General features: G+C 57.5%; 27 protein-coding genes and 1 tRNA gene. 14 read left to right on the top strand and 14 right to left on the bottom strand.

What is annotated here, in order from left to right; translation table 11 throughout:
- Positions 1 to 20: 20 nt before the first annotated feature.
- The 4 genes from V8J84_RS13365 to V8J84_RS13350 all read right to left on the bottom strand — a co-directional run bounded on the left by V8J84_RS13365 (position 21) and on the right by V8J84_RS13350 (position 2,247).
- On the bottom strand, positions 21 to 530 hold the full coding sequence (locus tag V8J84_RS13365; RefSeq protein WP_339931937.1) for a GNAT family N-acetyltransferase: 510 nt from the start codon (positions 528 to 530) through the stop codon (positions 21 to 23).
- A complete protein-coding gene (locus V8J84_RS13360) occupies positions 527 to 1,072 on the bottom strand; it encodes a GNAT family N-acetyltransferase (protein ID WP_339932070.1) in 546 nt (181 codons plus the stop codon). Before V8J84_RS13360 ends, V8J84_RS13365 begins: the two co-directional genes overlap by 4 nt.
- Positions 1,073 to 1,221: 149 nt before the next feature.
- On the bottom strand, positions 1,222 to 1,491 hold the full coding sequence (rpmA, locus tag V8J84_RS13355) for a 50S ribosomal protein L27 (RefSeq protein ID WP_339931935.1): 270 nt from the start codon (positions 1,489 to 1,491) through the stop codon (positions 1,222 to 1,224).
- Between the two features lie 12 nt (positions 1,492 to 1,503).
- On the bottom strand, positions 1,504 to 2,247 hold the full coding sequence (locus tag V8J84_RS13350; RefSeq protein ID WP_339931933.1) for a 50S ribosomal protein L21: 744 nt from the start codon (positions 2,245 to 2,247) through the stop codon (positions 1,504 to 1,506).
- Positions 2,248 to 2,450: 203 nt separating this feature from the next.
- On the opposite strand from V8J84_RS13350, the gene V8J84_RS13345 reads away from it, so the two are divergent.
- Positions 2,451 to 2,798, top strand: a complete 348-nt coding sequence (locus tag V8J84_RS13345; protein WP_339931931.1) for a hypothetical protein — start codon at positions 2,451 to 2,453, stop codon at positions 2,796 to 2,798.
- Positions 2,799 to 2,813: 15 nt separating this feature from the next.
- Here the strand turns inward: V8J84_RS13345 and V8J84_RS13340 are convergent, their stop codons facing one another.
- Positions 2,814 to 3,635, bottom strand: a complete 822-nt coding sequence (locus V8J84_RS13340) for a hypothetical protein (protein ID WP_339931929.1) — start codon at positions 3,633 to 3,635, stop codon at positions 2,814 to 2,816.
- A gap of 170 nt (positions 3,636 to 3,805) precedes the next feature.
- Between V8J84_RS13340 and V8J84_RS13335 the strand changes: the two genes are divergently transcribed.
- Positions 3,806 to 3,895: transfer RNA gene (locus V8J84_RS13335), tRNA-Ser, on the top strand.
- A 525-nt stretch (positions 3,896 to 4,420) separates the two neighbouring features.
- Here the strand turns inward: V8J84_RS13335 and manD are convergent.
- Genes manD through V8J84_RS13305 form a run of 6 tightly spaced genes read right to left on the bottom strand, consistent with a single transcriptional unit; the run spans position 4,421 to position 9,822 of the window.
- Entirely contained in the window at positions 4,421 to 5,647 is a 1,227-nt protein-coding gene (manD, locus tag V8J84_RS13330) for a D-mannonate dehydratase ManD (protein WP_339931927.1), read from the bottom strand.
- A complete protein-coding gene (locus V8J84_RS13325) occupies positions 5,634 to 6,113 on the bottom strand; it encodes a GNAT family N-acetyltransferase (protein WP_339931925.1) in 480 nt (159 codons plus the stop codon). The genes manD and V8J84_RS13325 overlap by 14 nt, the downstream gene beginning before the upstream one ends.
- Positions 6,110 to 6,865, bottom strand: coding sequence for a 2-dehydro-3-deoxy-D-gluconate 5-dehydrogenase KduD (gene kduD / locus V8J84_RS13320; RefSeq protein ID WP_339931923.1), 756 nt, complete (start codon positions 6,863 to 6,865; stop codon positions 6,110 to 6,112). The genes V8J84_RS13325 and kduD overlap by 4 nt, the downstream gene beginning before the upstream one ends.
- Positions 6,862 to 7,689 carry a 5-dehydro-4-deoxy-D-glucuronate isomerase gene (kduI, locus tag V8J84_RS13315; RefSeq protein ID WP_339931921.1) on the bottom strand — a complete coding sequence of 276 codons (828 nt, stop codon included), beginning with the start codon at positions 7,687 to 7,689 and terminating at the stop codon, positions 6,862 to 6,864. The genes kduD and kduI overlap by 4 nt, the downstream gene beginning before the upstream one ends.
- Positions 7,690 to 7,722: 33 nt before the next feature.
- Positions 7,723 to 9,090, bottom strand: a complete 1,368-nt coding sequence (locus tag V8J84_RS13310) for an MATE family efflux transporter (RefSeq protein WP_339931919.1) — start codon at positions 9,088 to 9,090, stop codon at positions 7,723 to 7,725.
- Positions 9,091 to 9,129: 39 nt separating this feature from the next.
- Complete coding sequence (locus tag V8J84_RS13305) at positions 9,130 to 9,822, bottom strand: GntR family transcriptional regulator (RefSeq protein ID WP_339931917.1); 693 nt, start codon at positions 9,820 to 9,822, stop codon at positions 9,130 to 9,132.
- Between the two features lie 144 nt (positions 9,823 to 9,966).
- Between V8J84_RS13305 and V8J84_RS13300 the strand changes: the two genes are divergently transcribed.
- The 10 genes from V8J84_RS13300 to uxuA all read left to right on the top strand — a co-directional run bounded on the left by V8J84_RS13300 (position 9,967) and on the right by uxuA (position 21,135).
- Positions 9,967 to 11,043: an ABC transporter ATP-binding protein gene (locus V8J84_RS13300; protein ID WP_339931915.1), complete on the top strand. Its 1,077-nt coding sequence runs from the start codon at positions 9,967 to 9,969 to the stop codon at positions 11,041 to 11,043.
- A 3-nt stretch (positions 11,044 to 11,046) separates the two neighbouring features.
- Positions 11,047 to 12,060, top strand: coding sequence for an ABC transporter permease (locus tag V8J84_RS13295; RefSeq protein ID WP_339931913.1), 1,014 nt, complete (start codon positions 11,047 to 11,049; stop codon positions 12,058 to 12,060).
- Between the two features lie 12 nt (positions 12,061 to 12,072).
- Positions 12,073 to 12,954, top strand: coding sequence for a carbohydrate ABC transporter permease (locus V8J84_RS13290; protein ID WP_339931911.1), 882 nt, complete (start codon positions 12,073 to 12,075; stop codon positions 12,952 to 12,954).
- A 25-nt stretch (positions 12,955 to 12,979) separates the two neighbouring features.
- Entirely contained in the window at positions 12,980 to 14,539 is a 1,560-nt protein-coding gene (locus tag V8J84_RS13285) for an extracellular solute-binding protein (protein WP_339931909.1), read from the top strand.
- 78 nt (positions 14,540 to 14,617) lie between these two features.
- Entirely contained in the window at positions 14,618 to 16,939 is a 2,322-nt protein-coding gene (locus V8J84_RS13280; protein ID WP_339931907.1) for a DUF4962 domain-containing protein, read from the top strand.
- Positions 16,936 to 17,286, top strand: coding sequence for a cupin domain-containing protein (locus V8J84_RS13275; RefSeq protein WP_339931905.1), 351 nt, complete (start codon positions 16,936 to 16,938; stop codon positions 17,284 to 17,286). Before V8J84_RS13280 ends, V8J84_RS13275 begins: the two co-directional genes overlap by 4 nt.
- Positions 17,276 to 18,196 (top strand): NAD(P)-dependent oxidoreductase, encoded by a 921-nt coding sequence (locus V8J84_RS13270; protein ID WP_339932068.1) that lies wholly within the window; start codon positions 17,276 to 17,278, stop codon positions 18,194 to 18,196. Before V8J84_RS13275 ends, V8J84_RS13270 begins: the two co-directional genes overlap by 11 nt.
- Positions 18,197 to 18,204: 8 nt before the next feature.
- Positions 18,205 to 18,951: an SDR family NAD(P)-dependent oxidoreductase gene (locus V8J84_RS13265; RefSeq protein ID WP_339931903.1), complete on the top strand. Its 747-nt coding sequence runs from the start codon at positions 18,205 to 18,207 to the stop codon at positions 18,949 to 18,951.
- A 12-nt stretch (positions 18,952 to 18,963) separates the two neighbouring features.
- Positions 18,964 to 19,893: a sugar kinase gene (locus tag V8J84_RS13260; RefSeq protein ID WP_339931901.1), complete on the top strand. Its 930-nt coding sequence runs from the start codon at positions 18,964 to 18,966 to the stop codon at positions 19,891 to 19,893.
- Between the two features lie 93 nt (positions 19,894 to 19,986).
- Positions 19,987 to 21,135, top strand: coding sequence for a mannonate dehydratase (uxuA, locus tag V8J84_RS13255; protein WP_339931899.1), 1,149 nt, complete (start codon positions 19,987 to 19,989; stop codon positions 21,133 to 21,135).
- Between the two features lies 1 nt (position 21,136).
- Here uxuA and V8J84_RS13250 read toward each other — a convergent pair whose 3' ends face one another.
- The 3 genes from V8J84_RS13250 to V8J84_RS13240 form a co-directional block, all read right to left on the bottom strand.
- Complete coding sequence (locus V8J84_RS13250) at positions 21,137 to 22,426, bottom strand: TRAP transporter large permease (RefSeq protein ID WP_339931897.1); 1,290 nt, start codon at positions 22,424 to 22,426, stop codon at positions 21,137 to 21,139.
- A 10-nt stretch (positions 22,427 to 22,436) separates the two neighbouring features.
- Entirely contained in the window at positions 22,437 to 23,024 is a 588-nt protein-coding gene (locus V8J84_RS13245) for a TRAP transporter small permease (RefSeq protein WP_339931895.1), read from the bottom strand.
- 84 nt (positions 23,025 to 23,108) lie between these two features.
- Complete coding sequence (locus V8J84_RS13240; RefSeq protein ID WP_339931893.1) at positions 23,109 to 24,092, bottom strand: TRAP transporter substrate-binding protein; 984 nt, start codon at positions 24,090 to 24,092, stop codon at positions 23,109 to 23,111.
- 326 nt (positions 24,093 to 24,418) lie between these two features.
- Here V8J84_RS13240 and V8J84_RS13235 point away from each other — a divergent pair, with 326 nt between their 5' ends.
- On the top strand, positions 24,419 to 25,099 hold the full coding sequence (locus V8J84_RS13235; protein ID WP_339931891.1) for a GntR family transcriptional regulator: 681 nt from the start codon (positions 24,419 to 24,421) through the stop codon (positions 25,097 to 25,099).
- 32 nt (positions 25,100 to 25,131) lie between these two features.
- Positions 25,132 to 25,650: a redoxin domain-containing protein gene (locus V8J84_RS13230; RefSeq protein ID WP_339931889.1), complete on the top strand. Its 519-nt coding sequence runs from the start codon at positions 25,132 to 25,134 to the stop codon at positions 25,648 to 25,650.

The following is a 25,650-nucleotide window of genomic DNA, read 5'->3' as shown; positions in this document are numbered from 1 at the left end:
GGGTTCGTCTGGCAGCTAAGCTATTGCTGCGCGTTTCTCAAGGCATGCCAGCGGTCACGGGGCAGACACATACATTGATGCACCATTTCCTTGCCCTGTGGTTTGGAAAAGTGATGTTCGATATGCGTGTCCTGAAATCCAAGCTTAAGAAGGACGCCGCGCGATGCCGCGTTCCCCTTAAAATGACCGGACCTCAAATCATCTGTAGATTGCGCGAAATGCCAATCGACGGCCAGTCGTGCCGCTTCGGTCATATAGCCCTGACCGTGGTGCGCAGGCGCGAGCCAATAGCCCAATTCTGGTAGATCGCCGATAGAGCCGATGCACTGCCCGGCCAGATCAATCGTCCACGCGTCATCTTGCCCGTTCGCAATAAACCAGTCAGCGTCCTGCAAGGTGTAAGGATATGGCGGCGCAGTAAGCCATTGCACCACATTCCAGTCCGACATGGCGGCAAACATGGCCGCCGCGTCCGACGTCACCATCGGGCGCAGCGTGATCCGTTCCCCCACCAAACGGGGGAGTGTCATGCCTCTAGCTTGATCGTGTAGGTCCACGTGGGCAAAACAGCCTGCCGGGAAACCGAAAATGCCTCTGCATCGCCCAGATAGTCAAACCCTGCATTGGTCAGAACACGCGCAGATTGCGGATTATCCTGAAACGCCTCAGCAAAAATACGCTTCGAGCCATGCGGGTTTGCAGCAAGGATCGCTTTGACAGCCGCAGTTGCCAGACCGGTGTTCCAGAAGGCAGGCGCGATCCAGTAGTAAATCTCGGACTGGTCGCGGTCCATCCGCTCAAGGCTGATAAGGCCCAACGCTTCCGCACCACCTTGTGCCGTGCCATCAAGGATCCACATGTCTTCAGAGCGTTCCGGATCGCTGGCGCGGTCAATCATCGCCTCTACGGCGCCGGGGGGCAGCGGATGAGGCATGGCACGGGTGCCGCGGGCAATGCGTTCGTCACCGGCATACATCGCGACAAGACCCGCATCAGACCGGCGCAGCGGGCGCAGGGTAAAGCGGTCTGTCTCGAACGAAACCTGATCATTCGCGGCAGCCTTGTCAGGCATCGCTATCGTGTTGTGCATCATCGGGTCTCTCCTCCTCCGAAAAACCGCCCTTGCAGGTCTTTGCATCCATATCGTGACGAAAGGATGAAATAATAAGGGGACCGGTTTTCACCGATCCCCCCAAAAGTGTTACCTTTGAATTTTTCGGTTTACTCAGCGGCCTCCGCCACTGGGAGAACTGAAATAAAGGTGCGGCCTTTCAGGCCTTTATGAAACTGGACGTTGCCTTCGACGGTTGCAAAGATTGTGTGATCCTTGCCCATGCCAACATTGGCCCCCGGCCACATCTTTGTGCCACGCTGGCGCATGATGATGTTGCCTGGAATGACAGCTTCGCCGCCAAATTTCTTAACGCCAAGGCGACGACCAGCTGAGTCGCGCCCGTTACGGGATGAACCGCCTGCTTTTTTGTGTGCCATTGGTGTCTCTCCTTAGCCTTTGTCGAATTCTTTGGCTTGTGCAATCCAATCGTCACGATCGATGCGGCCTTTGAATGACAGTTTCTCGTCCATATCAGCCACGTCTTCTGGCGTCCATGCTGCGATTTGTGCGAATGTCGTGATGCCAAAGCTGTTGAGCTTGTTCACGATCACCGGACCCACGCCGCTGATCTTGCTCAGATCGTCGGCATCAGCGGTGGCGCCAGCCTTGGCAGCGGCCTTCTTAGGCGCTGCAACGGCTTTCTCGTCTTTCTTCTTGGGTGCGGCTTTCTTGGCTTTGGTCTCTGCGACCTTTTCCTTTGCTTCACCTTCGACAACGCGGCGGTCCATTTCGGCCTGCTGCGTCTTGTTCTTTGCATAGCGACCATCGCTGACAACGTGATCCATGCCTGCACCGGACAGCGCGGCTTTCACGCCGGACTTGTCAGCACCGCTTTCAAGGATGTCGCCAATGCGAACCAGTGTCAGTTGCTGACGGTGGCCCTTCTTACGTGCGGAAGAGTGCTTCCGGCGACGCTTGACGAAGTTGATGGTCTTCGCGCCTTTGATCTGGTCGATCACTTCGGCCTGCACGCCAGCATCGGCCACCATGGGTGTGCCAACTGTCGAACCTACCATAAGAATCTCGTTGAACTGGATTTTGTCGCCAGCGGCGGCGTCCAGTTTTTCGACACGCAGAACGTCGCCAGATGCGACCTTATACTGCTTGCCACCGGTCTTGAGAACCGCAAACATATGATATTCCTTCGTTTTCCGCGTCTCTGAGGCCCCTGATCGAACAGGTGTTCAGTACCTTTGGACAGCGCGCCATGTTCGGCGTATTTTCGCAATAACCCGCGCAAGTCACTTGCACGGATGGCGGCTTATCTGCGCAGATAGGTTTTAAGTCAACCCCGTCTTTCACGTCATATTCAGGGGACAGAACACGAGGTGCCGCCATGCGTAACTATCTTTGCCTGACTGTCTTTCTGGCCGGGTGTTCCGGCGAGGCAAACCATCTTGGCAATCCACTTTTGTTGCCGGTCAACGCGCTGACATCAGCCGCTGAAAATGCGATTTACAGCCAGCGGCGCGGGCAGGTCGAACTGATCGTCAAATCCGGTTTCAACACGATCATCCCCGATATTCGTGCAGGCGGCGGCGCGACATTGTCTGACGCGATGGATGCCGCCCTGATCCCCGAAGGTGACCGCCCTGCCCGCATCACACAGATGCAGGGCGATATCGGTATCTACGATGGCAACCCGGAGGCGCTCATTACCGCGCTGATGGTCTACGGCAATTAGATCAGGCAACAGGCGCTAAAGCTCGGCCCCGATCATGAACTGCGACGCGGCCAGCCCCAAAGCGCGGCTGATCTCTTCGAACACATCGTCAAAGCCTTCAAACAAGGCCTCATTAAGCTGCTGCCCTGCGGGTGTTTGGGAAAACGCGATATAGGCTTGCAGGTCTTCGTCTGACATCGGCTCATACGCCATGAGCAGGAAGGAATAGATCCATTCGGTCGTGTTCTGACGGATTTCAGGTTCCTGCCCCCAGACATCGCTTAGAATCTGGTCTTCGGTCAGGTCACCACCAAGCGCACCGCCGTCGATCAGGCCCGTGTAAAACGCATAATTCGCGTTCAAGGCCCCAACCACATTGCTATCCACAAGGCTGTTGGCCTCAACAAAATCCTGAACCAGCCGATACCGGTCAGTTTCGTCGGCCATCGCAATCGCTGCGGCGTCCTGACTGGCTTCTTCGACAGCGTCGTCCATCAGCGCGCGGCGGGCCGATATTTCCAGATCGACAAAGTTGCTTCCGGGCTTTTCGTTGAAGAAAGCGATCATCGCGTCCACGTCGTCACCCTCAAGCGACTGGGTGAAATCACGCTCTACCTCGCCGATCATGGTGTCCAGATCGTAGATGCGGGCCACCAGCGCAGTCCAGTCGGCATTCACACGCTCGGGGAACATCTCTTCACCCAGTTCCTGACCGTAGCCCAACCCCTCGTCACGCATAATCTCAAGCACGGTGCCAAGTTCGAGGACGTCAAACAATTCAGACGCGCGGTCCGTTTGCGCAGGTAAAGCGGTTGCCGCGACAAGAAACGACGCGGTCAGCGAAAAGCGGTGAAACATGGCAGCAGATATCCTTGCGGGTGCGTCTATTGGTAGTCAGATAGGCCCCGCGCCGCCTTATGCCAAGCAATTGTCGATCACGGACGCACACAAATGCGCGGCGATTGCCGCAAATGGCGCTTGCACAGCGGTCAGCACGCGATTAAACGGCACCCCGTTGACCCCAGCGCGGAGAGGTGCCGGAGTGGTCGAACGGGGCGGTCTCGAAAACCGTTGACCCTTCACGGGGTCCCAGGGTTCGAATCCCTGTCTCTCCGCCATTTCACTGATGTTGTTGGTTCGCAGGGTCGCTTTGGGCGGCTCTTTTTGTTGCGGTCTATCGCAAAGCGGTAAGCTATACACTACCGCTCTGCTTCCCTCGCGAGCAGGATTGAAAGCGCTGCGGCTCCCACAAGAGCAATCGCTGCGGTTATCCACGCACTGCCCACGCCACCGATCTCGCTGTTCCAGACAAGAAACAGAAGACTCACCATCGAACCAAGCTGTTTGAGAAGCGATTGAACCGATAGGATCGTCAAGCGGCGAAACGGTCAAAGAATTGATCACCTTTGAACAAATAGACGTGCCGACGCGCGGACGGCGCCAGTTTCGCGAAAGGAGTAACTGCGTCAGACGCCATTTCCGAGAAATTCAGCCACTCGAAAGCAAAGTGCAACTGTCCTGCCCACGATAGGGTCGAAGAGACCGACAGAGGTCGCCCCTTGTGGTTTGGCAAAGCGGGCCTTCACTGACAGCCTAGCGCCGGCGCAACAATCACGTAGATTACCGTTCGTCGGCACAAAATCTTAGTAATGCCACATCGTCCCATCTTCGAGGCGGACAACAGGATGGCTGCCGGGCTTGTAGTCATACCGCGCGGCTTCACTCTCGTCGAAATCAACTCCAAGGCCGGGCGCATCGCTGACCTGCATCATGCCGTCATGCATGGCGTGGTCCGATGGAAAAAGCGCGTCGCATTCCGGCGTGCCCAGCACCAGATATTCCTGAATGCCAAAATTCGGGGCCCACGCGTTCAGGTGATGCTGCGCGGCCATCGAGATCGGCGAATGACTGGGCGCACCGTGAAACCCTGTGCGCACATGATGCAGCCCTGCCAGATCAACGATGCGTTTGACCGGCGTGATCCCTCCACCATACGTGACAGCGATCCGGATGAAATCAATCAGCTCGTCTTCGATCAGGCGGTTACAATCCCACACCGAATTGAACACTTCGCCAATCGCGATCGGCGTTGTGGAATGGTGCCGGATCAACCGTAGTGCGTCCTGATCTTCGGCGGGCGTCGGGTCTTCAAGCCAGAATAGGCCGACAGGTTCGACCTCCTTGGCAAACGCAGCAGCTTCGCGCGGGGTCAGGCGGTGGTGCACATCATGCAGAATCTTCAACTCTGGCCCGAACCGGTCGCGAATTTCGGCCAAAGCGGTAGGCATGAACCGCAGGTAGCGGTCGGTGTCCCAAATCTCGATCTTGGGTCGAATGCCGCTAAAATCGGTGATGAAATCGCCCTGCCCGCCTGTCTTTTCGGGAACAGCATAGCCCGTCGTCGGCATGGCAGGGATGCCGCATTGCACGCGCACAGCCTTGTAACCTTGGTCAACATAGCGGGCGACGCTGTCCATCAGATCGGGCAGGTCTGCGCCCGTCGCATGCGCGTAGACCATCGCGCCGTCCCTGCTTTTGCCGCCAAAAAGTTGGTAGAGCGGCATGTTCGCCAGTTTGCCCTTGATGTCCCACAGCGCCATATCGATTGCCCCGAAGGCCGCCATCGCAATCGGCCCGCGTCTGAAATACGCGCCGCGATAGAAGAACTGCCAAATATCTTCGGAATTGCGCGGGTCCATCCCGATCAGATTAGGGACCAGATAGTCGCGCAGGTAGGCGGCAGGCAGGGTTTCACGATTGTTGAGCGTTGCGTCGCCAAGACCGAAGACCCCCTGATCCGTCATGATCTTGAGTGTGACGTAGTTCTTGCCCGGCCCGCCGACAAAGACCTTTGCATCAGTGATTTTCAACTGCTGTATCCTCGCGACTGAAGGTAGGGCCATGATACACCATATAGATGTGATCTGGCGTTTGATCTTCGGTTTCAAATCCGTGGCGCGTATAAAACCGTCTGGCAGGATTGTTTGCCAGAACACGCAACCGAACGGGCAATCGGATGTCATCCGCCCGCTGCTTGATCTGCCGCAACACGGTTGCGCCAATGCCTTTGCTACGCACGTCAGGCGCAAGATAGAGCCTCAGCAGGCTGAGCGCTTCAGCGTCAACGCGCGTAGCGATGCAACCGATGCTACTATCGCCCGCCACGACCATCTCGTGCACCGAAACATCCACTGTCTCGGCAGTGTCAGACGAACGCCAATCTCCCCATAGGGCGACGGCGTAGTCTTTCATCGCAACCTCTTCCAGCCAAAGGATCATCTCGACATCGTCGCGCCTTGCCGGGCGCAGCGTGATGGCCACTGGCGTGGGTGTCATCGCCCAAGCCATCCTCCATCAACAGGCAGGGTGATGCCCGTGACGTATCGTGCAGCGGGCGATGCCAGATAGGTCACGGCCCCTGCGATGTCCTCTGGCTCTGCCCAACGCCCTAAAGGAATGCGGTCAAGGATTGCCTTGTTGCGCTCGGGATCGTTGCGCAAATCGGTCGTGTTGTTGCTGACAACATAGCCCGGCGCCACGGAATTCACCGTAATGCCTTGGGCAGACCATTCGTTCGAGAGAATCTTGGTCAACCCGGCCACCCCGCTTTTGGATGCCGTGTAGGACGGCACCCGAATGCCACCCTGAAACGACAGAAGCGAGGCGATATTCACGATGCTGCCACCCGCTTTGGTCGCAACGCGGGCCTTTGCAAAGGCTTGGGACAGGAAAAAGACGACCTTGAGGTTGATGTCCATCACCGCGTCCCAATCCTCTTCCGAGAACTCAAGACTATCGGCACGGCGGATGATGCCAGCGTTATTCACGAGCGTATCGATGGGGCCAAAACTCGCCTCCGCCTTTGCGAACATTTCTTGCGCCGCCGCGACGGTGCCAAGGTCGGCGGCAAGCGCATCGGCGCGGCCTTCTACATCAGCCACCTTCGCCAACGTCTCATCCATCGACGATCTGCCCACGACAACCACGTGTGCACCAGCTGCGGCCAGATCGACGGCGACGGCTTGACCTATGCCGGTATTGGCCCCCGTCACAAGCGCGCGGGTTCCGGCCAAGGAAAACCGGCTCACCGCAAATCCTCCATCGCGACCATGTCCATGTCGGTGAACGCCATATTATCGCCAGCCATGGCCCAGATGAACGAATAGGCCGCCGTGCCCGCGCCGGAATGGATCGACCACGGCGGCGACAGAACGACCTGCTCGTTGCGCACGATCATGTGGCGGGTTTCATCAGGCTCACCCATCAGATGCACGACGTTCTGATCCTCTGGCAGGTCGATGTAGATATAAATCTCGGACCGGCGTTCATGGACGTGCGCGGGCATCGTGTTCCAGATCGACCCCGGCGCAAGTTTGGTCATGCCCATGACGATCTGGCAGCTTTCGATCCCGTCAGGATGGACGAACTGATAGATCACCCGTTCGTTGCAGGTGTCTCGGCTGCCCAAAGGCACCTGATTGGCGTCGTCGATTGTCACAAGCTGGGCTGCGATTTCGCGATGCGCCGGAGCGGAAATGATGTAGAACCGCGCGTCCGAACCGGACACGGTGACCGCGCCGGACCCCATACCAAGGTAAAGCATATCGCAACGGCCAAGCTCATAGGTTTCGCCCGCCGCCTCGACCTTGCCGGATGTGCCAAGGTTCACCAGCACAGCCTCGCGCCGGTCCAGCCATCCCGGCGTGCCGGTCTGGTCAACGGCATCGATGGTCAACGGGCCGGATTTGGGCCACGCCCCGCCCACAATCATGCGGTCGTATTGGGTGTAGGTCAGGCTGATATCATCCTCGACCCACAGATTGTCGATCAGGAATTCATCGCGCAGTTGGCTGGTTTCGAATGTCTTGGCATGGCGCGGGTCGATGGCGCGGCGCAGGTTGGTTTTGATCATAGTGTCCTCCTATAAAACTCTGATGGTGTGCCGTCAGGCGGCGACGTGTGCGTGTTTCCAATCACCGCGCCACAGGCGACGATGAAAGGCTGGAAATTTGATGACCTCTTCCCACAGGAACAACGAAAGGATCCAAAAGGCAGAGGCGTCGAAGTAAAGGATCAGCAAGGCCGTGGCGGGCACGCGGAATGCCCATTGCGACCAGACGAAAATGTGCATCACATAGACCGTATCGCCCGCCGCCCGCAGGGTATTCCCGCAGATCGCATTGGTCGCGCGGGGGAACTGGATGATGAGTAGGATCGGTAAAAATCCCAGCAGAATGGTGCGGGTCTCGGCCTCGAGGTTCGGGTATATCCAGTCAAGCGACAGACACATCACCAGAAAGATCAGAGCGACGATCAAGGCGGCCACAAAGGCCCCCCGCCAAGCGCGTGCGAGGAACAGATCAAGCGTTGCTTCGGATGTGTGTTTGCCCAAAAGCTGCGCCACCAGAATACCGGTGGCTTGGGTCCACTGCATCGCCACCTGCCCCGCAAGCAGGTTCCACGGCGCGATCAGCGTCAGGGCGGCAAAATCGTTCAGCGCCATATTGGCATAGATCAGCGAACAAACATGGGTCGCCATCGTGGCACTGACAAAGGTGGCGGCGATTGGTAGAGCAAATCGTATGTGTCTCCGCAGGGTCGGCCCGAACGTGCTGTTATGCCATCCGTGCACAGACGCCAGACCGCCGTCCGTCCGCCAAAGAAGAACGATCCAGAACAGCGTCTGCAAGGTGATTGCTATGGCACTGCCAAGGGCCGCCCCCGCCACGCCCATTTCTGGAAAGCCCCAGTATCCATGGATCAGGACGAGCGACGCCATGACGTTGACCGGCACCGAGATCAGGTAACCGTAAAGCGGCAGCTTGCTCCGGCTGCATCCGTTGAAGAAGCTGGCGATGCATTGGCCCACCGCTTCGGCAAGTATGACGACCGTAAAGATCATCAGATAAGCCAATGCCTGTTCGGCAATCAACGGCGTGGGCGCCAACATCCCGATCAGAACGGGGCCGCCCAAAGCGATTGCGGCGACGCCGACGATCCCGATGACGATACTCACGGCAAGTCCCGAAACCAGTACGGATTTCATAAAGACCGCGTCACCTGTCCCGTAGGCCTGAGCCGCGCGAATTTGCATCGCATGGGAGAATGCGAAGATCACACCAAGCACGATCCCCCCCAAGGCTGCCGCAAGTCCCATCGCCGCCAGCGCGCCCTCTCCCAAGGCAGACACAAGAAACCCGTCCACCACCACAGTGCCATGCAAAAAGATCGCCTTCAGCGTCATCGGCCATGCCAAGGCAAAGACGGCCGCAGCGCCCGGTGTTGGCGACGCAGTTGCAGGGGATTGGGTCATGATTGTATCCGGCGCGAAGACTGCGCGGTCGCGCGCTGCTTATTCAGGCGCGTGTTCAAAGTAGTTCGCATTCGTCGCAGTGATCCTGCTGATCGTCTCGTCTAGGCGTGACAGGTGTTTCATGCCAGCAGACACGGCCCCCTCGGCATCATGAGCAACCACCGCACCTGCGATTGCCCGGTGGTCCGCGACCAGTTCGGGCATGCGTTGCTCTTTCTCGCGGCCCAACATGCACAGCCGATCTACCTTTGCCTTTTCTTCAAGGATCACATCATAGGCGTAATCAACGCCCGCAATCCGGCAAAGCGTGCCGTGGAATTCATAGTCGAGCCGGCCAAAGGTCTCGATATCCGCTTTTTCAACAGCAGCGTCTTGTTGCGCCAGCGCCGCGTTCAGTTCCACTTCTCCGGCGGCATCGCACAGTCGGGCAGCACGGCGCAGCACTTCGGTTTCGATTGCGGCGCGGATGAAACGCGCCTTTTCAATCTGCCGCATTGAAAAACGTCGCACTTCTGTGCTGCGCTGCGGGCGGATCAAAAGAAGATCAAGATTGGCAAGACGGCTAAACGCATCGCGCACCGGCTGCCGCGACACGCCAAATTGTGCCGCGATCTCGGCCTCTGATATCCGGTCACCCGGCTTTAATTCCAGTGTCGAAATCTGTTCGTGAAGCGCATCGAAAACGTCATCCACACTGGTGCGCCGTTCAGTTCTCACAGGTGTCGTGACCATCCCGCTCTCCTATTTCCCGCCCACGCTAAACCAGATTAAACTAGTATACTAGACTGGCAAAGCAAATATTTGACTAGTATACCAGTATGTAAGTTGATTCGCTTGGAGGGGATCAACCGTCACGACAGCCGTGGGGAGGGAACAATGGCCGGCGTTGATCTGAATGGGATCGTGAAAGCCTACGGGGCTTTTCAAGTTGTTCATGGCATCGACCTGACGGTCGCGGAAAAGGAATTTGTGGTCCTTGTCGGCCCGTCCGGTTGCGGCAAATCCACAACCCTGCGGATGATCGCGGGGCTGGAGGAGATCACCGACGGTGATCTGGAAATCGACGGACGCCGGATGAACCGCGTGGCCCCGAAAGACCGCGATGTGGCAATGGTGTTCCAGAACTACGCCCTATATCCGCACCTCAACGTGGCCGATAACATGGCCTTCGGGTTGCGTATCCGCAAAATGCCGAAAGCCGAGATCAAGACGACCATTGATGACGTCGCAGAGATCCTTGGCCTGACCCCATATCTTGACCGTCGCCCAGCCGATCTTTCAGGCGGGCAGCGACAGCGGGTTGCAATGGGCCGCGCTATCGTGCGGCATCCCAAGGTCTTTTTGTTTGACGAGCCGCTCTCGAACCTCGACGCCAAACTGCGGACCCAAATGCGGGCCGAGATCAAGCGGTTGCACAACCGCCTTGGTGTCACATCCATCTATGTGACCCACGATCAGGTCGAGGCGATGACGCTGGCCGACCGGATTGTCGTCATGAACGATGGCCGCATCGAACAGGTCGGCACCCCGATGGAGCTCTTTAACAATCCAGCCAACACCTTTGTCGCCGGGTTCCTTGGCTCTCCGCCGATGAACCAGATGAAGGGCGTGCTAACCGACAGCGGCGCCCAGATCGGCGGCACCGAACTGAAGCTTTCGGGTGCCATCAACGGCCAAGCGGGTCGCAACGTCATTGTCGGGGTGCGACCCGAACACGTGTCACTGACCGAAGGGGCCGATACGACCCCCCTGCCCATCAACCTTGATCTGGTAGAGCCACTGGGGTCCGAGGCCCTTTTGCATGCGCGCTACGGCGAAGACAATCTGGTGTTCAAGGCCGAAACACAGGGCGATATCGCGCACCTGTCCGGCGTGGGCGCCGTTCACGTGCCGGCCCACCTGATCAAGCTTTTCGACGCTGACACCGGCCACGCGCTTAACATCGGGGGCTAGACCATGTCGGATCGCAATTCAGACGTTGGGGGCATTCCTGTCGAAGAGGTGGTGGTCGAGGCCAACGAAGCCCTTCGCGAGCGTCGCCAGACCCGCACGCCCGACAGCACATGGGTCAGGACGTTCGATCACTTCAAGCGCGAATGGCAGATCTACGTGATGCTGTTGCCAGCGATCATCTGGTTCGTCGTTTTCCTTTACAAGCCGATGTATGGCCTGCAAATCGCGTTCAAAGACTATTCGATCTTCCGTGGTGTGGCAGGCAGCCCCTGGATCGGCTGGGAACACTTTGAGACGTTGTTCAACAACGATCAATTCATCCGCGCCGTCCGCAACACAATCACGATCAGCTTTTACAATCTGCTGTTCGGCTTCCCTGCCCCGATCATTCTGGCATTGATGTTCAACGAGGTGTTGAACGCCTCTTACAAGCGCACGGCACAAACCATTGTGTACCTGCCGCACTTCATCTCGTCGGTGATCATTGCGGGTATCGTGATCACTGCGTTCTCGCCGACTGTGGGTGTGATCAACGCCGTGATGGGCTGGTTCGGGCTTGATTCCATCTACTTTCTGACCCAGCCGGACTGGTTCCGTCCCATCTTTGTGGGCACCGGCATCTGGCAAGAGGCGGGCTTTGGCTCCATCGTATTCCTTGCCGCGATCGCCGGGGTGAACCCGTCGCTTTACGAAAGTGCTGTGGTCGACGGGGCGAACCGTTGGCAGATGATGTGGAAGATCACCATTCCATCGATCCTGCCCACCATCCTGATCATGCTGATCATCCGCATCGGCAACGTGATGGAAGTGTCGTTCGAACTTGTGATCCTGCTGTATCAGCCAGCCACGTATGAAACGGCGGATGTGGTGAACACCTGGGTCTATCGTCAGGGCTTGCAATCGGGCCAATACGATCTGGCTGCCGCCGCGGGTCTGTTTAACGCCGTTGTCGCCTTTGTTCTGGTGATGACCGCCAACACCTTGTCGCGTCGCTATTCACGCACATCGCTTTGGTAGGGGGATAAAGACATGCAAAAATGGGGTCTATATTCACGCGGTGACAAGATTTTCGCGCTGGTGGTGTCCGTCCTGATCGGGATGTTTACGGCAGCGACGCTTTATCCGTTCATCTATATCGCGGCTGTTTCTTTCAGTTCCGGTTTCGCGGCGCAGGCGGGCAAGGTGGTGCTGACGCCCATTGATGCCACGCTCGAGGCTTATGGCTACATCATCGGCGATCCGAAATTCTGGCTGAGCTATCGCAACACCTTCATCTACACCATCGGTGGCACGATCATGTCGCTGGTGTTCATTATCCCCTGCGCCTATGCCCTGTCGCGGCCGCAGCTGAAAGGACGGCGGTTCTTTAACCTCTTCATCGCGTTCACCATGTGGTTCAACGCCGGCCTGATCCCGTTCTTTTTGAACATGCGCGATCTGGGGCTGCTGGACAGCATGTTCGGGATCATCCTTGGCTTTGCGGTCAATGCCTTCAACATCATCTTGCTGCGCAACTTCTTTGAAGCGATCCCGCAAAGCTTTGAGGAAGCGGCACGGATGGACGGTGCGAATGATTTTCAGGTGCTGTGGAAGGTCTTTATCCCGCTGAGCAAACCCGCGATCGCGACCATCACACTGTTTTGTATTGTGGCGCGTTGGAACGGCTTTTTCTGGGCCATGGTGCTGCTGCAATCCGAAGACAAAATTCCGCTGCAAGTCTTCTTGCGCCACACCATCGCAACGCTGTCGGACGACGATGAATTTGCCATCGTGCAAACCGCCGCAGGCTTCAGCGCCGAAACCGTGACGGCGGCCATCATTGTCTGTTCGATCATCCCCGTGCTGATCGTCTACCCGTTCATCCAAAAATATTTTGAGAAAGGCATCCTTCTCGGGGGTGTCAAAGAATAAGAAAACGCAAATGGGAGGAAATCAAATGCGTAAACTTACACTAGCGGCGGCCCTGCTTGCAGGCAGCGCCATCACCACACCGGCCTTTGCCGATGGTCACTTGCGGATCGTTGATGAACCGCTGGAACTGACCATCCAGATGAACCACGCACGCTATCCGATCTATGAGGAAAGCTGGCCCGTGGAGCAGGTCGCCCGTGAGCTGACCGGCATCCACCTGATCAACGACACCGTTGGCGCGAACATGCGCACCGACGAAAACACAGGCCGCACCGAGGCCCTGAACCTGATGCTTGCGGGTGGCAACATCCCCGACATCGTCGGCTCCAGCCGGATCCGCGACTTCGTCAACCAGTTTGGCCCAGAGGGTGCGTTTGTCCCGCTCAATGATCTGATTGCCGAGCACGCGCCAAACATCGCCGCCTATTACGCAACCCGTCCCGACATCGAAGCTGCGGTAAAGGCATCTGATGGCCAGATGTACTACATCCCGTATCTGCCCGACGGCAAATATGGACGTGCCTACTGGATCCGCACTGACTGGCTTGAGGCGCTTGATCTTGAGGTTCCCGAAACCGTCGAGGAATACGAAAACGTCCTGCGTGCCTTCAAAACACAAGACCCGAATGGCAATGGTCTGGCCGACGAAGTTCCGTTCTTTGCCCGTCAGTGGCCAGAGCTTATCCGCCTCGTCACTCTCTGGGACGGACGTGCGCACGGCTCTGACACCTACCATGACTTCCTTGTCGAAGACGGCACGATTGACCATGGCTACATTGGCGAAGGCTACCGGGACGGTATCGCCAATCTGGCACGCTGGTATGATGAGGGCCTGATCGACGCGGAAATCTTCACCCGTGGTTCGTCCGCGCGTGACTTCCTGTTGTCGGAAAACCTTGGCGGCTCGACACACGACTGGTTTGCATCCACATCCGGCTACAACCGTTTGTCGTCGGAAATTGACGGTTTCGCGTTTGAAGCTTTCCTGCCACCGGCGTCTCCCTTGGGTCGTCGCATCGAAGAGCACCGCCGTATTCTGGTAAAGCCTGATGGTTGGGCCATTGGTCACACCAATGAAAACCCAGTTGAAACCATCAAGTACTTTGACTTCTGGTTCACCGAAGAAGGTCGCCGTCTGGCGAATTTCGGCGTCGAGGGCGAACAGTATGAAATGGTTGATGGCCAACCGATCTTTACGCAGGAATTCCTTGATGCTGGTCCGGTCAACCGGTCCCTCTATCAGGTGGGTGCCCAGCTTCAGGGTCGTGGCTACTTCCAGGATTACAACTACGAAATCCAGTGGAGCAACGAATTCGCTCTGGAAGGTATCGCGCTTTACGACACCGAGGATCTGTTGATCCCCGACTTCCTTGGCGTTGCATTCACGGCCGAAGAGCAGCAGGTCTATGACCGTACATGGAGCTCGATCCGTGACTACATGCTTGAGCGTCAGCAAAGCTGGATTCTGGGCAATGGTGACGTGATGGAAGACTGGGACGAGTATATCGCGACAGTCAACGAGATGGGCATGCAGGAACTGCTGGCTGTCATGCAGTCTGCCTATGATCGCCAGTACGGCGGCTAAATCATCCTCCCGTTTCGGGGGCGGCGCATGTCGTCGCACCCGAACATAATTTCTAACAGATTTGCGGATTACGAACCGATGCCCAAAGACACACTGCCACCGCTCGATGAGCCCAATGCAGGCCGTTTGACCATTCAGTATGGACCGACGAATGACATCGACATTGTCGAAAATCCGCCCCGCTTTTCATGGCTTCCGGTCATTGATGAAGGCGCTGCATATGTGCTGCGCCTCTCGACTGATCCGGCCTTTCCAAAGGGAAAGACGCAGACATTTGCGGGTCTGCCCTATAACTTTTTCACGCCAGACACTGTGCTGGAACCGGGCGAACACCATTGGTCTTACGCCACTTGCGACGCCGCGACCGGCGCGCCCACCAGCGATTGGAGCAATATCCGCAGTTTCACCATGCCCGAGGGCCTGCCAGAAGTTCCCCTCGCGCCACGCGATACGCGGCTTGCAGGCGTCGCAATCGATCACCCGCGCCTGTGGCTGACGTCTGATCGCTTGGCCGAGTTCAAAGCCGCCGTCGCCAAGGATGCCGACCACGCCACATGGTCCACCTTTTATGAAAAGTCCGTTCTGCCGTGGATGGATCGCGACGTGATGAAAGAACCGGCAGGCTACCCCGGTCACCAGCGCACGGCGCCGGTCTGGCGTCAGACCTATATCGACCTGCAAGAAATGTGGTATGCGATCCGCCACCTCGCCATCGGCGGCAAGGTGACTGGCAACGCCGAAATGACCGCCCGCGCGAAAGAGTGGCTGCTTGAAACCGCAAGTTGGGACCCGATGGGCGTCACGTCGCGCGCCTATACCGATGAATGGGCTTACCGTGTCTGCAATGCGCTCTCTTGGGGCTACGACTGGCTTTATGACGATCTGTCGGACGAAGAGCGCGCGACCGTGCGCGCCGCCCTCCTTGCCCGCACCCGCGATATTGCGGAGCACGCGATTGATAACGCCAAAATCCACTTATTTCCCTATGACAGCCACGCCGTGCGCTCTGTCTCGCTTTGCCTGATCCCTTGCTGCATCGCCTTGCTGGGCGACGACGAGGACGACGAGGCCCGCGACTGGCTGAACTATTCCATCGAGTTCCTGATGACGGTCTATTCGCCGTGGGGCGATGCAGACGGTGGCTGGGCCGAGGGCACCAACTACTGGATGATGGGCATCGCCTATCTGATCGACGCGGCAAACCGGCTGAAATCGTACACCGGCATTGATCTCTACAAGCGCCCGTTCCTGCAAAACACCGGGGACTTCCCGCTGTTCTGCAAGGCTCCGAACACCCGACGCGCCACCTTTGGCGATGACAGCACCCAAGGGGAGCTTGCCGGGATCAAAACCGGTCTAAACCTGCGTCAGTTTGCAGGTGTCACGGGCAAAGGCGAATACCAGTGGTATTGCGACGAAAACCTTGCCACGAACCCTGGCACAGAGGGCGCGTTCTATAATTGGGGCTGGTGGGATACCAACTTTGATGAACTGGTCTATCAGACCGATTTTCCGGTGATCGCCGCCACCCCGCCAGAAGGTGGATTGAGACATTTCAAAGGGATCGGCTGGGTCGGCGTGCAGCACGCGATGGACGACCCCGACAACCACATCCAGTTTGTGTTCAAATCATCCCGCTTTGGCTCTGTCAGCCACAGCCACGGCGATCAGAACGCGTTTTGCATGGCCGCCTACGGCGAGGATATGGCAATCCAGTCGGGCTACTATGTGGCCTTCAACTCGTCCATGCACCGCGCATGGCGCCGCCAGACCCGGTCGAAGAACGCAATCCTGATCAATGGCAAAGGGCAGTACGCCGAAAAGGATAAGGCCAAGGCACTGGCCGCATCAGGTCGGATCATCGGGGCAGAAGAGCGCGAGGATCACATCTATATCTGCGGCGATGCCACGGCGGCCTATCAAAGCCTGTCACCCGAAGTGACCCGCGCCGAACGCGAGGTCTATTTCGTCCGCAATTCCTATTTTGTGATCGTCGATAAAGTCGACGCGGACGAACCCGTAACGGTCGATTGGCTGCTTCATGCCAACAACCGGTTTGAGCTTGGCAAAACGTCCTTCCGCCACACCGGAGAGCGTGCAGGGTTTTATGGTCAGGTCGTTTGGTCCGAGGCGGGCAAGCCCGTGATCTCGCAAAAGACCGAATTTACGGATGTGGACCCCGCCGATTACGATGGTCTGCATGTCAGCACGTACCTGACCGCCGCCTACCCCGCCGCCACACGCCACCGGATCGCCACGCTGCTGGTGCCCTACCGGCTGGACGCGCCCAAGCGGATCTTCAACTTTATGGATGATCAGGGGTACGACGCCGATCTGTATTTCACCGACCCCGACGAAAACACCTTCAAGGTCGTGATGAAGAAACTCGCCAATTCATGAACAAGAGAGACACCATGAGCGTGCAAAATTACTTTCCCGCAGCGGATGGCAAACTTGAAGAAGTAGCCCCCGGCCTGCGCCGCAAAATCGGCGCCTACAATGACAACCTGATGGTGGTCGAAGTGCATTTCGATGAGGGTGTTACGGCCCCCCTGCATCATCATCGCCATGAGCAGATCACCTACGTGATGTCGGGCAAATTCGCTTTCACCGTTGGCGACAAGCAATACACCGTCGGCGCGGGCGACAGCCTCTATAAAGAGCCAAACATCGAACACGGCGCGACCTGTCTAGAGGCGGGCATGCTGCTCGACGTATTCACACCGCACCGCGAAGATTTCATCTAAGACCAATGCGTCTTTTGGAGGACCAAACATGACCAAACCTGTAATCGGCTTCATCGGCCTTGGCCTTATGGGCGGCAACATGGTCGAGAACCTGCAAACCCGCGGGTTTGAGGTCGTGGTCATGGGCCGCAAACGTGACGCCCTTGACGCCGTGCTGGCACGCGGGAACGCCACCGAAGTCGCCACCCCCCGCGAGGTGGCAGAGGCCAGCGATATCGTGATGCTTTGCGTGACGACATCCGACGTGGTCGAAAGCCTTGTCTACGGCGATGACGGTATCCTTGCGGGTATCAAAGAGGGTGCAGTTCTGATTGATTTCGGCACATCGATCCCTGAAAGCACACGCAAGATCGGTGCTGATTTGGCCGCCAAAGGTGCGGGCATGATCGATGCGCCGCTGGGCCGGACGCCCGCCCACGCCAAGGACGGATTGCTCAACATCATGGCGGCGGGTGACCGCGCAACCTATGACAAGGTTAAGCCGGTGCTGGATGAGCAAGGCGAAAACGTCTTCTACCTTGGTGCGCTTGGCGCGGGGCATGTGACCAAGCTGATCAACAACTTCATGGGCATGACAACCGTCACCGCGATGAGCCAAGCCTTTGCCGTGGCCGATCGCGCAGGAATCGACCGTGCCCAGCTTTACGACATCATGTCAGCAGGCCCGTCGAATTCACCGTTCATGGGGTTTTGCAAGAAATACGCCGTTGATGGCGTCAGCGATCTTGGTTTCTCGATCAATAATGCCAACAAGGATATCGCCTATTTCCTGCAAATGGTCGCGGATATGAACACTGCGTCCCCCATCGCTGAAGGCACCTCCAGCGCCTTGCAAGCTGGCGTTGCGGCGGGCATGGGCGAAGGCAATGTGCCCGAAATTTTCGACTATTTCAAAACGCTTGAACGATAGGACACCAGATGAAGCTTTCCGGAAAAACAGCCATTGTCACTGGTGGCGGACGTGACATCGGGGCCGCCGCGGCGCGCAAGCTTGCCTCCGAGGGGGCAAATGTCGCCATCAGCTATTTCGAAAGCTCCAAGGGGGCGGATGCCGTTGTGTCCCAGATCGAGGCCGCAGGCGGCAAGGCGGTTGCTGTGCAGGCCGATCTGAATACGCAAGCCGGTGTTGATGCCTTGGTCGGTGCCGCAGTGGACAACTTCGGCGGCGTCGATGTGCTTGTGAACAACGCAGGCGGCCTTGTGGCCCGTAAGACCATCGCCGAAATGGATGTGGCGTTCTGGGAAAAGGTCATGACACTGAACCTGACCAGCACTTTCATGATGACCAAGGCCTGTCTTGAACACATGAAATCCGGCAGTGCCATCGTAAACATCGCCAGCCAAGCGGGTCGTGACGGTGGTGGACCCGGCTCTTTGGCCTATGCCACGTCCAAAGGCGCCGTGATGACCATGACGCGTGGTCTTGCCAAAGAGGTCGGCCCCGATGTGCGTGTGAACGCCCTTTGCCCCGGCATGATCGACACCGATTTCCACAATATCCACACACCTGATGCAGGTCGGCGCGGGTTTGAAGCAAACGCACCGCTGAAACGTCAGGGCCATGTCGACGACGCCGCCAACCTGATCCTGTTTCTGGCCTGTGACGATAGTGCCTTCATGACCGGCACAAACATCGACATAAATGGCGGTATGGTCTTTTCATAAGAGGCGCTTTTGATGCGGGTTCTCGCGATTGGCGAATGTATGGCAGAGCTGGCGCCCTCGGATGCGCCGGGGGACTTTCGGCTGGGTTTTGCAGGCGATACGTTCAACACCGCGTGGTATCTGGCGCGCTGTGCGCCGGACGCGCAGGTCAGTTACTTCACCGCCGTCGGGGATGATGCGATCTCGGGCGATATGCGGGCCTTCATGCAAAACAGCGGCATCGACGACCACTTTGTGCAAACCGCTGCGGGACGGACCGTTGGCCTTTATCTAATCTCGCTGAACAATGGTGAGCGCAGCTTTTCCTATTGGCGTGGCCAGTCCGCCGCCCGCACGCTGGCCGATGATCCCAATGCACTGTCCGCTGCCATGGCAGATGCAGACCTGATCTATTTCTCGGGCATCACGCTGGGAATTCTTGCCCCTGAACGCCGTCCAACTCTCCTTGCTGTGCTGCGTGACGCGCGCGCAGACGGAAAAACAATCGCGTTTGATCCCAATCTGCGGCCAAAGCTTTGGGCGTCAGGCGATGAGATGACGGCTGAAATCATGCGTGGCGCAGCCATCAGCGATCTTGTGCTGCCCTCGTACGAGGATGAAGTAGATTGGTTCCACGACGCCGATCCGCAAGCAACCGCGCAACGCTATCTTGATGCTGGCGCGGTAACGGTTGTGGTCAAAAATGGTGCGGACGCCGTGCTTTATGCTGAAGGCGGCAAAATGGCCGAGGTGCCTGTCTCGCCGCTTGAGCGGGTTGTCGACACCACCGCGGCTGGCGACAGTTTCAATTCCGGCCTGTTTGCCGGTCACGCTGCGGGCGTGTCGCTTGAGGACGGTATCCGCTTTGCCTGCGCTCTTTCACGTCAAGTCATCGGTCATCGCGGGGCGCTTGTCCCAATTGATCCGTCCTCCCTCTCTCTCGCCTCGCGATCGAAGTCTTGATCTTGCCCGTGCCTGCCGAAAAGATTGCACTGTCCGCTGATCAACGCGGCCACCTGCGTTATGACAATACGGCTTTAAGGAACGGCCACAAAAATGCGTGAAACGTGGCGCTGGTTCGGAGAATTTGATCCCATCACCCTGCCCCAAGTGCGCCAGACCGGCGCCCAGGGCATCGTCAGCGCCCTGCATGCAATCCCTTATGGCGAGGTCTGGCCCCGCACAGCGATCGCCGCCCGCAAAGCCGAGATTGAGGCAGCGGGCCTGACATGGGACGTGGTTGAAAGCCTACCGGTTCACGAGGACATCAAGCGTGGCATCGGTGATCTTGACCTTCTTTTTGCCGCCTATTGCGAGAGCCTCAAAAACCTTGCGGCTGAAGGCATCACAACGGTCTGCTACAACTTTATGCCGATCCTTGACTGGACACGCACGGACCTTGCCGCGCCGGTGGCTGGTGGTGGCACATGTCTATCCTTTTCGGCGACCCAAATGGCAGCGTTTGAGGTTCATATGCTGGGACGGGCGGCTGCACGAGCGGACTATGACGCCAAAACGCTCGCAGATGCGCAGGCATGGTTTGAAGCCAGCACCGCCCAAGATCAAACAACGCTCTTAGAGACAATCATGGCCGGTCTGCCCGGTGCCGTGGACACCTATGATCTGGATGGGCTTCGCGCGGTGCTAGAGACGTATTCCGGCCTCACCCACAACGATCTGCGCACCAATCTCAAACGGTTTTTGCAAGAGGTGATCCCGACCGCAACATCGTTGGGTGTCAACTTGTGTATTCATCCAGACGATCCGCCGCGCGATATCCTTGGCCTGCCACGGATTGTGTCGACCCAAGATGATATCGCTTGGATTTTGAACGCCGTTGATGCGCCCGCAAACGGCCTGACGCTTTGTACCGGATCGCTTGGCGCCCATGCCGACAACGATATACCCGCCATCGCGAAGGCATTTGGGGACCGCGTCCACTTCGTGCATTTGCGTAACGTCACAAAATCCGCCGACGGCTCTTTTGCCGAAAGCGCACATCTGAACGGCGATGTCGACATGGTCGCCGTGATTGACGAATTGCTTGAGGTCGAAAGCCGCCTTGGCCGTAGCTTGCCTTTCCGCGCCGATCACGGACATGCCCTGCTTGACGATCTGGGGCGCGACGTTCAGCCCGGCTACACCCTGATCGGGCGCCTGCGCGGACTGGCCGAATTACGCGGCATCATTGCAGCCCTAAGCTAGATCAGCCGTTGATTAGGTTCGGCAGCGTCATGGAAATGGCCGGAACGAATGTGATCAGCATCAGCGCGACAAAGATCGCCAGATAAAACGGCCAGATTGTCCGCACGGCCTTTTCCATGGGCAGTTTGCCAACAGCACAACCCACAAACAAACAGGATCCGACCGGCGGCGTGCACAGGCCAAGCCCAAGGTTGACCAGCAGAACCATCCCAAATTGCACGGGGTCCATCCCAAGCGCCATTGCGACGGGCAGAAAAATCGGCGTGCAGATCAGGATCAATGCGGCCATGTCCATAATCATGCCAAGCAGCAACAAGACGGCATTAATCATCAACAGGATTAGGATCGGGTTATCCGTCAGGCCCATCATAAAGCCGACCATCATCGTTGGCACACGGTAATACGTCAGCATGTAAGCAAATGCCGCAGCACAGGCGATCAGGATCATCACCATCGCCGTGGTCTTAACCGACTGGTTCACCGCAATCTTGAAGTTTTCCCAAGTGAGCGACCGGTAGACGATGAGTGTCACCAGAAACGCGTAGATCACACCGAATGCGCCGGACTCTGTCACCGTGAACACACCTGACAGAACGCCACCCACAATAATGACCGCTGTCATCAGGCCCGGGATTGCGCCGAAGAAGGCGAACAGCAGGGCTTCCCATCCCGGGAATTGTTCGGCGCGGTAGCCACGTTTGACAGCGACCAGATAGGCAGCCAGCGCAAGGCAAATACACATCAGAATGCCCGGCACGACACCCGCCAGAAAGAGGCTCGAGATCGACATGCCGGACCCGGCACCGACAGCAATTGCATAGATAATCATGTTGTGGCTGGGCGGGATAATGATGCCCGCGATTGACGATGTAACAGTTACGTTGACCGCGTAATCCGCGTCATAGCCCTTGTCTTTCATCACCGGGATCAGGATCGACCCGAGCGCCGAAATGTCTGCAATCGCGGAGCCTGAGATGCCGCCAAACAGCATAGAGGAAAATACGTTGACGATGCCAAGCCCGCCACGCACCGCACCCACAGCGGCTTGAGCGAATTTGACAAGCCGCATGGCGATCCCGCCATGGAACATCAGCTCGCCCGCGAAAATAAAGAACGGGATGGCCAGCAGCGAAAATACATTGATGCCCGAGATGATCCGCTGAAAGCCGACAACCAGCGGCAGCCCTTCATACCAGAAAACGGAAATTGCGGATATACCAAGTGCAAAGGCTACAGGCGTGCCCAATGCTACACACAGGGCAAAAATCCCCAAAAGCAGTGCCAGTCCCATCCCGAATTTCCTATTCTACGCTGTCGGCGCGCGTGTCGCGCCCCATCAAGAGCCGCACCATATGTCCCAGTGAGAACACGAGGATCATGCCTCCGCAAATGGTCAGCGGGAGTGATCGCAACCCTTCGGGCAAGCCAATCAGCGGGATGTCCGACTTCCATTTGAACAGTGTCAAAGACCAGCCATACCACATCATCACCGCACCAAATGCCGCCATGATCAGATCGGTCGCAAAAACCATTATCGTGCGGATGCGTTTCGATACCGCCTGCCGGAGCATCACGACAGCCAAATGCGTGTGTTCATATACGCCGATCCCTGCACCCAGAAAGGCGATCAGCATAATCAACAGCAGCGACAGCGGATCGACCCATGTCGGCGTGTCGTTCATCACGTAGCGCCCAAAGACCTGATACCCCAACAAAATGGTCAGCACGACCAGCGCCACGCCGGTAATGACCCGGCACACCCAGACAATCCCGCGAAAGACGGTGTCGACGGGGCCCAAATCATGCCCAACCTTGGGGCCAAAATCCGTGCCGTGCTCTTCGCTGGCCTCTGGGTCTACGATGGGCTGGATGGGGTCGGTGCCGGTCATGCGACGCTCCGCTTGTTGCTGTGATTTGCCGAAAAGGCAGGCGCCCGACCAAAGCCGGACGCCCAATTCTTACCAGAGCTTACATCACTCGGTCGCTTGGGCCATCTCGACCAGTTCGGTCATGTCCGGGTTGGCTGCCAGATAGTCGGCATAAACCGGTTCCATCGCGGCTTGGAACGGACCTTTGTCTTCGATCATGTTGATCTTGACGCCAGCAGCTTCCACCGCCTCGCGGCTGGCCTGTGTCTGCTCTGCCCAAAGCTCGCGCTGGAATGCAGCAGCTTCAACAGCAGCCTCGGTCACAGCGGCCTGCATGTCTTCGGACAAAGCGTTGAATTTGGCGGTGTTTACGCAGATGCACTCGGGAATGATCAGGTGCTCGGACATCGAATAATAGCCGGCAACTTCAAAGTGACCCACGGATTCAAACGACGGCAGGTTATTCTCTGCCCCGTCCACAACTCCTGTGCTCAGCGACTGATACACTTCGGCAAAGGCCATTGGCGTGCCGTTACCACCCATTGCATTCACCATGCCGGTGAACAGATCGTTGTTCATCACACGGATTTTCATGCCCTCAACGTCGGCAGGCGAATTAATCGGACCGGTGTTGTTGTAGAAAGACCGCGCGCCCGCATCAAACCATGCAATCGGCAGAATACCAGCGTCGCCCATGGCTTCGGACACAGCATCGCCCGCCGGTCCGTCCATCACGCGGAACATGTGATCCACATCGCGGAAGATAAACGGCAAGGACACAAGGTTGGCTTCTTTCACGATCGGACCGATGGGACCAAGGTTGAAGTTGCCCACGTCAATCGCACCAAGCTGCACCTGCTCAAGCGCGTCAGGCTGGCTGCCCAGAACGCCACCGTGAAAAACTTCAACAGTGACATCGCCACCGGTTTTATCGGCGACCAGCGCTGCAAAACGGTCCATTGCGGCAGTGTTGGGATGGCCATCGACGTGGATGTTCCACGCGCGCCAGTCTTCGGCGACAACAGCCGTCGCGCTCAGCGTCAAAGCGGCAGCAACCGCCGGAATGGATTTGATAAAGGTCGTGTACATGTCTCTCTCCCTGAAAGGTTATGTTTGGTGGGGGTGTGGCGGAACACATTTGGCCATTGAGGCTCGTTTTGTCCGCATCGGGACAGATCGATAGGTCCCGTTCTGTGAAATCCCTCCGCCCGTTGTAGTTTCGACCTTGGCACATCCTCCATGCACCCTGATCGCATCTTATGCCCTTGCAATCCGCGTAAAGATTACTGGCCACACCATCAATGAAGACTAGTATCCTAGAATAGTCAAGGATGTTCTGGTTTGTCTGTGCAGACAAGCTAGGTTAAGGCACCGCAGCGAAGGCAGCATAGAAATTTGACTCTCAGGAGCCGCAGATGACCACCCAACAGGCGATTCAGCAGTCACGTTCAACCGCGGACGTCGTGTTTGACCACTTGTTCGAAGAGATTGTGTCCCTCACACTCTTGCCCGGCACCAAAATCTCTGAAGTCGAGGTCGCCAAGCGGTTTGGTGTGTCGCGCCAGCCGATCCGCGACGCTTTCCGTCGTCTGGGCAACCTTAATCTTCTCAACATCAGACCCCAACGCGCGACGGTCGTCCGGCGCTTTTCACTGGCAGAGATTGAGAACACACGTTTCCTTCGTCTTGCTGTTGAGCTTGAGGTGATTGATCGCGCTTGCATGGTTTGGCAGCCAGAGCATTCGGACAGCCTGAACGTCAATCTGGACGCCCAGAAGGCCGCGCTGGCCGCGGCAGACACCGCCCGTTTCCACGACCTCGACTATGACTTCCACCGTTTGATCTGTGAAGCGGCAGGTCTTTCCCTTGCCTTCGACACGGTCCAATCCTGCAAGCGTCATGTCGATCGGCTTTGTGTCCTAAGCCTGTCCCACGACGAGGAACGCGAGGATGTGTTGGCAGATCACATCAACATCGCCAAAGCACTGGCGGATCGTGACGCCCCGCGCGCACGGGCCCTTGTCCGGGGCCATGTCAGTCGCCTTGATCCGATCATTGCAGAGATCCACAAAACCCATCAGGATTATTTTCAATAGAATTCTGAAACACAAATCGAAGTGGATAGATCATGGCATTTCCTAAACCCAGCGTTGGTCAGCCCCTGACGCCGTTTGATCTGCCTATCGTCGGTCAGGAGACCACCCGCACAATCGGTGCGCCATCTGATCTCTGGACCATGCTGTTTATCTATCGCGGGCGGCACTGTCCGCGTTGCAAGCGGTTCTTGAACAAACTGAATGCGGCGCTGAACGACTGGGCCGCCCATATGGACATCATCGTCGCCTCTGCCGACAGCGCAGACAAAGCGGCAGCGGATCTGGCCGAGTTTGGGTGGAATTTTGAGCTTTGCTATGATCTGAGCGAGCCCCAGATGCGCGCATTGGGCCTGTATGTCTCCACGCCCTTGTCCGAGGCGGAAACGACAAAGAATTTCGCTGAACCAGGCGCCTTTGGTTTGCGTCCTGACGGCACGCTGATGCTGGTCGACATTTCAAACGGACCGGCTGCCCGCCCCGATCTGGAAGAGTTGCTGGACGGCATGATCTTCAATATCACCAATGATCGCCCGGTGCGCGGGACGGCTTAG

This window comes from Yoonia sp. 208BN28-4 (assembly GCF_037543925.1).
Classification (GTDB): Bacteria; Pseudomonadota; Alphaproteobacteria; order Rhodobacterales; family Rhodobacteraceae; genus Yoonia.
Note: the sequence above shows the minus strand (reverse complement) of the source record. Positions and strands in the feature narration are given on the sequence as shown.

Coding starts and splice junctions, on each gene's coding strand:
- V8J84_RS13345 (WP_339931931.1), top strand. CDS start 2,451: ATGCGTAACTATCTTTGCCTGACTGTCTTTCTGGCCGGGTGTTCCGGC.
- V8J84_RS13295 (WP_339931913.1), top strand. CDS start 11,047: ATGTCGGATCGCAATTCAGACGTTGGGGGCATTCCTGTCGAAGAGGTG.
- uxuA (WP_339931899.1), top strand. CDS start 19,987: ATGCGTGAAACGTGGCGCTGGTTCGGAGAATTTGATCCCATCACCCTG.
- V8J84_RS13240 (WP_339931893.1), bottom strand. CDS start 24,092: ATGTACACGACCTTTATCAAATCCATTCCGGCGGTTGCTGCCGCTTTG.
- V8J84_RS13265 (WP_339931903.1), top strand. CDS start 18,205: ATGAAGCTTTCCGGAAAAACAGCCATTGTCACTGGTGGCGGACGTGAC.
- V8J84_RS13235 (WP_339931891.1), top strand. CDS start 24,419: ATGACCACCCAACAGGCGATTCAGCAGTCACGTTCAACCGCGGACGTC.
- V8J84_RS13250 (WP_339931897.1), bottom strand. CDS start 22,426: ATGGGACTGGCACTGCTTTTGGGGATTTTTGCCCTGTGTGTAGCATTG.
- V8J84_RS13280 (WP_339931907.1), top strand. CDS start 14,618: ATGCCCAAAGACACACTGCCACCGCTCGATGAGCCCAATGCAGGCCGT.
- V8J84_RS13275 (WP_339931905.1), top strand. CDS start 16,936: ATGAACAAGAGAGACACCATGAGCGTGCAAAATTACTTTCCCGCAGCG.
- V8J84_RS13350 (WP_339931933.1), bottom strand. CDS start 2,247: ATGTTTGCGGTTCTCAAGACCGGTGGCAAGCAGTATAAGGTCGCATCT.
- rpmA (WP_339931935.1), bottom strand. CDS start 1,491: ATGGCACACAAAAAAGCAGGCGGTTCATCCCGTAACGGGCGCGACTCA.
- V8J84_RS13340 (WP_339931929.1), bottom strand. CDS start 3,635: ATGTTTCACCGCTTTTCGCTGACCGCGTCGTTTCTTGTCGCGGCAACC.
- V8J84_RS13230 (WP_339931889.1), top strand. CDS start 25,132: ATGGCATTTCCTAAACCCAGCGTTGGTCAGCCCCTGACGCCGTTTGAT.
- V8J84_RS13290 (WP_339931911.1), top strand. CDS start 12,073: ATGCAAAAATGGGGTCTATATTCACGCGGTGACAAGATTTTCGCGCTG.
- V8J84_RS13305 (WP_339931917.1), bottom strand. CDS start 9,822: ATGGTCACGACACCTGTGAGAACTGAACGGCGCACCAGTGTGGATGAC.
- V8J84_RS13360 (WP_339932070.1), bottom strand. CDS start 1,072: ATGCCTGACAAGGCTGCCGCGAATGATCAGGTTTCGTTCGAGACAGAC.
- V8J84_RS13365 (WP_339931937.1), bottom strand. CDS start 530: ATGACACTCCCCCGTTTGGTGGGGGAACGGATCACGCTGCGCCCGATG.
- V8J84_RS13310 (WP_339931919.1), bottom strand. CDS start 9,090: ATGACCCAATCCCCTGCAACTGCGTCGCCAACACCGGGCGCTGCGGCC.
- V8J84_RS13285 (WP_339931909.1), top strand. CDS start 12,980: ATGCGTAAACTTACACTAGCGGCGGCCCTGCTTGCAGGCAGCGCCATC.
- V8J84_RS13300 (WP_339931915.1), top strand. CDS start 9,967: ATGGCCGGCGTTGATCTGAATGGGATCGTGAAAGCCTACGGGGCTTTT.
- V8J84_RS13325 (WP_339931925.1), bottom strand. CDS start 6,113: ATGACACCCACGCCAGTGGCCATCACGCTGCGCCCGGCAAGGCGCGAC.
- V8J84_RS13245 (WP_339931895.1), bottom strand. CDS start 23,024: ATGACCGGCACCGACCCCATCCAGCCCATCGTAGACCCAGAGGCCAGC.
- kduI (WP_339931921.1), bottom strand. CDS start 7,689: ATGATCAAAACCAACCTGCGCCGCGCCATCGACCCGCGCCATGCCAAG.
- V8J84_RS13260 (WP_339931901.1), top strand. CDS start 18,964: ATGCGGGTTCTCGCGATTGGCGAATGTATGGCAGAGCTGGCGCCCTCG.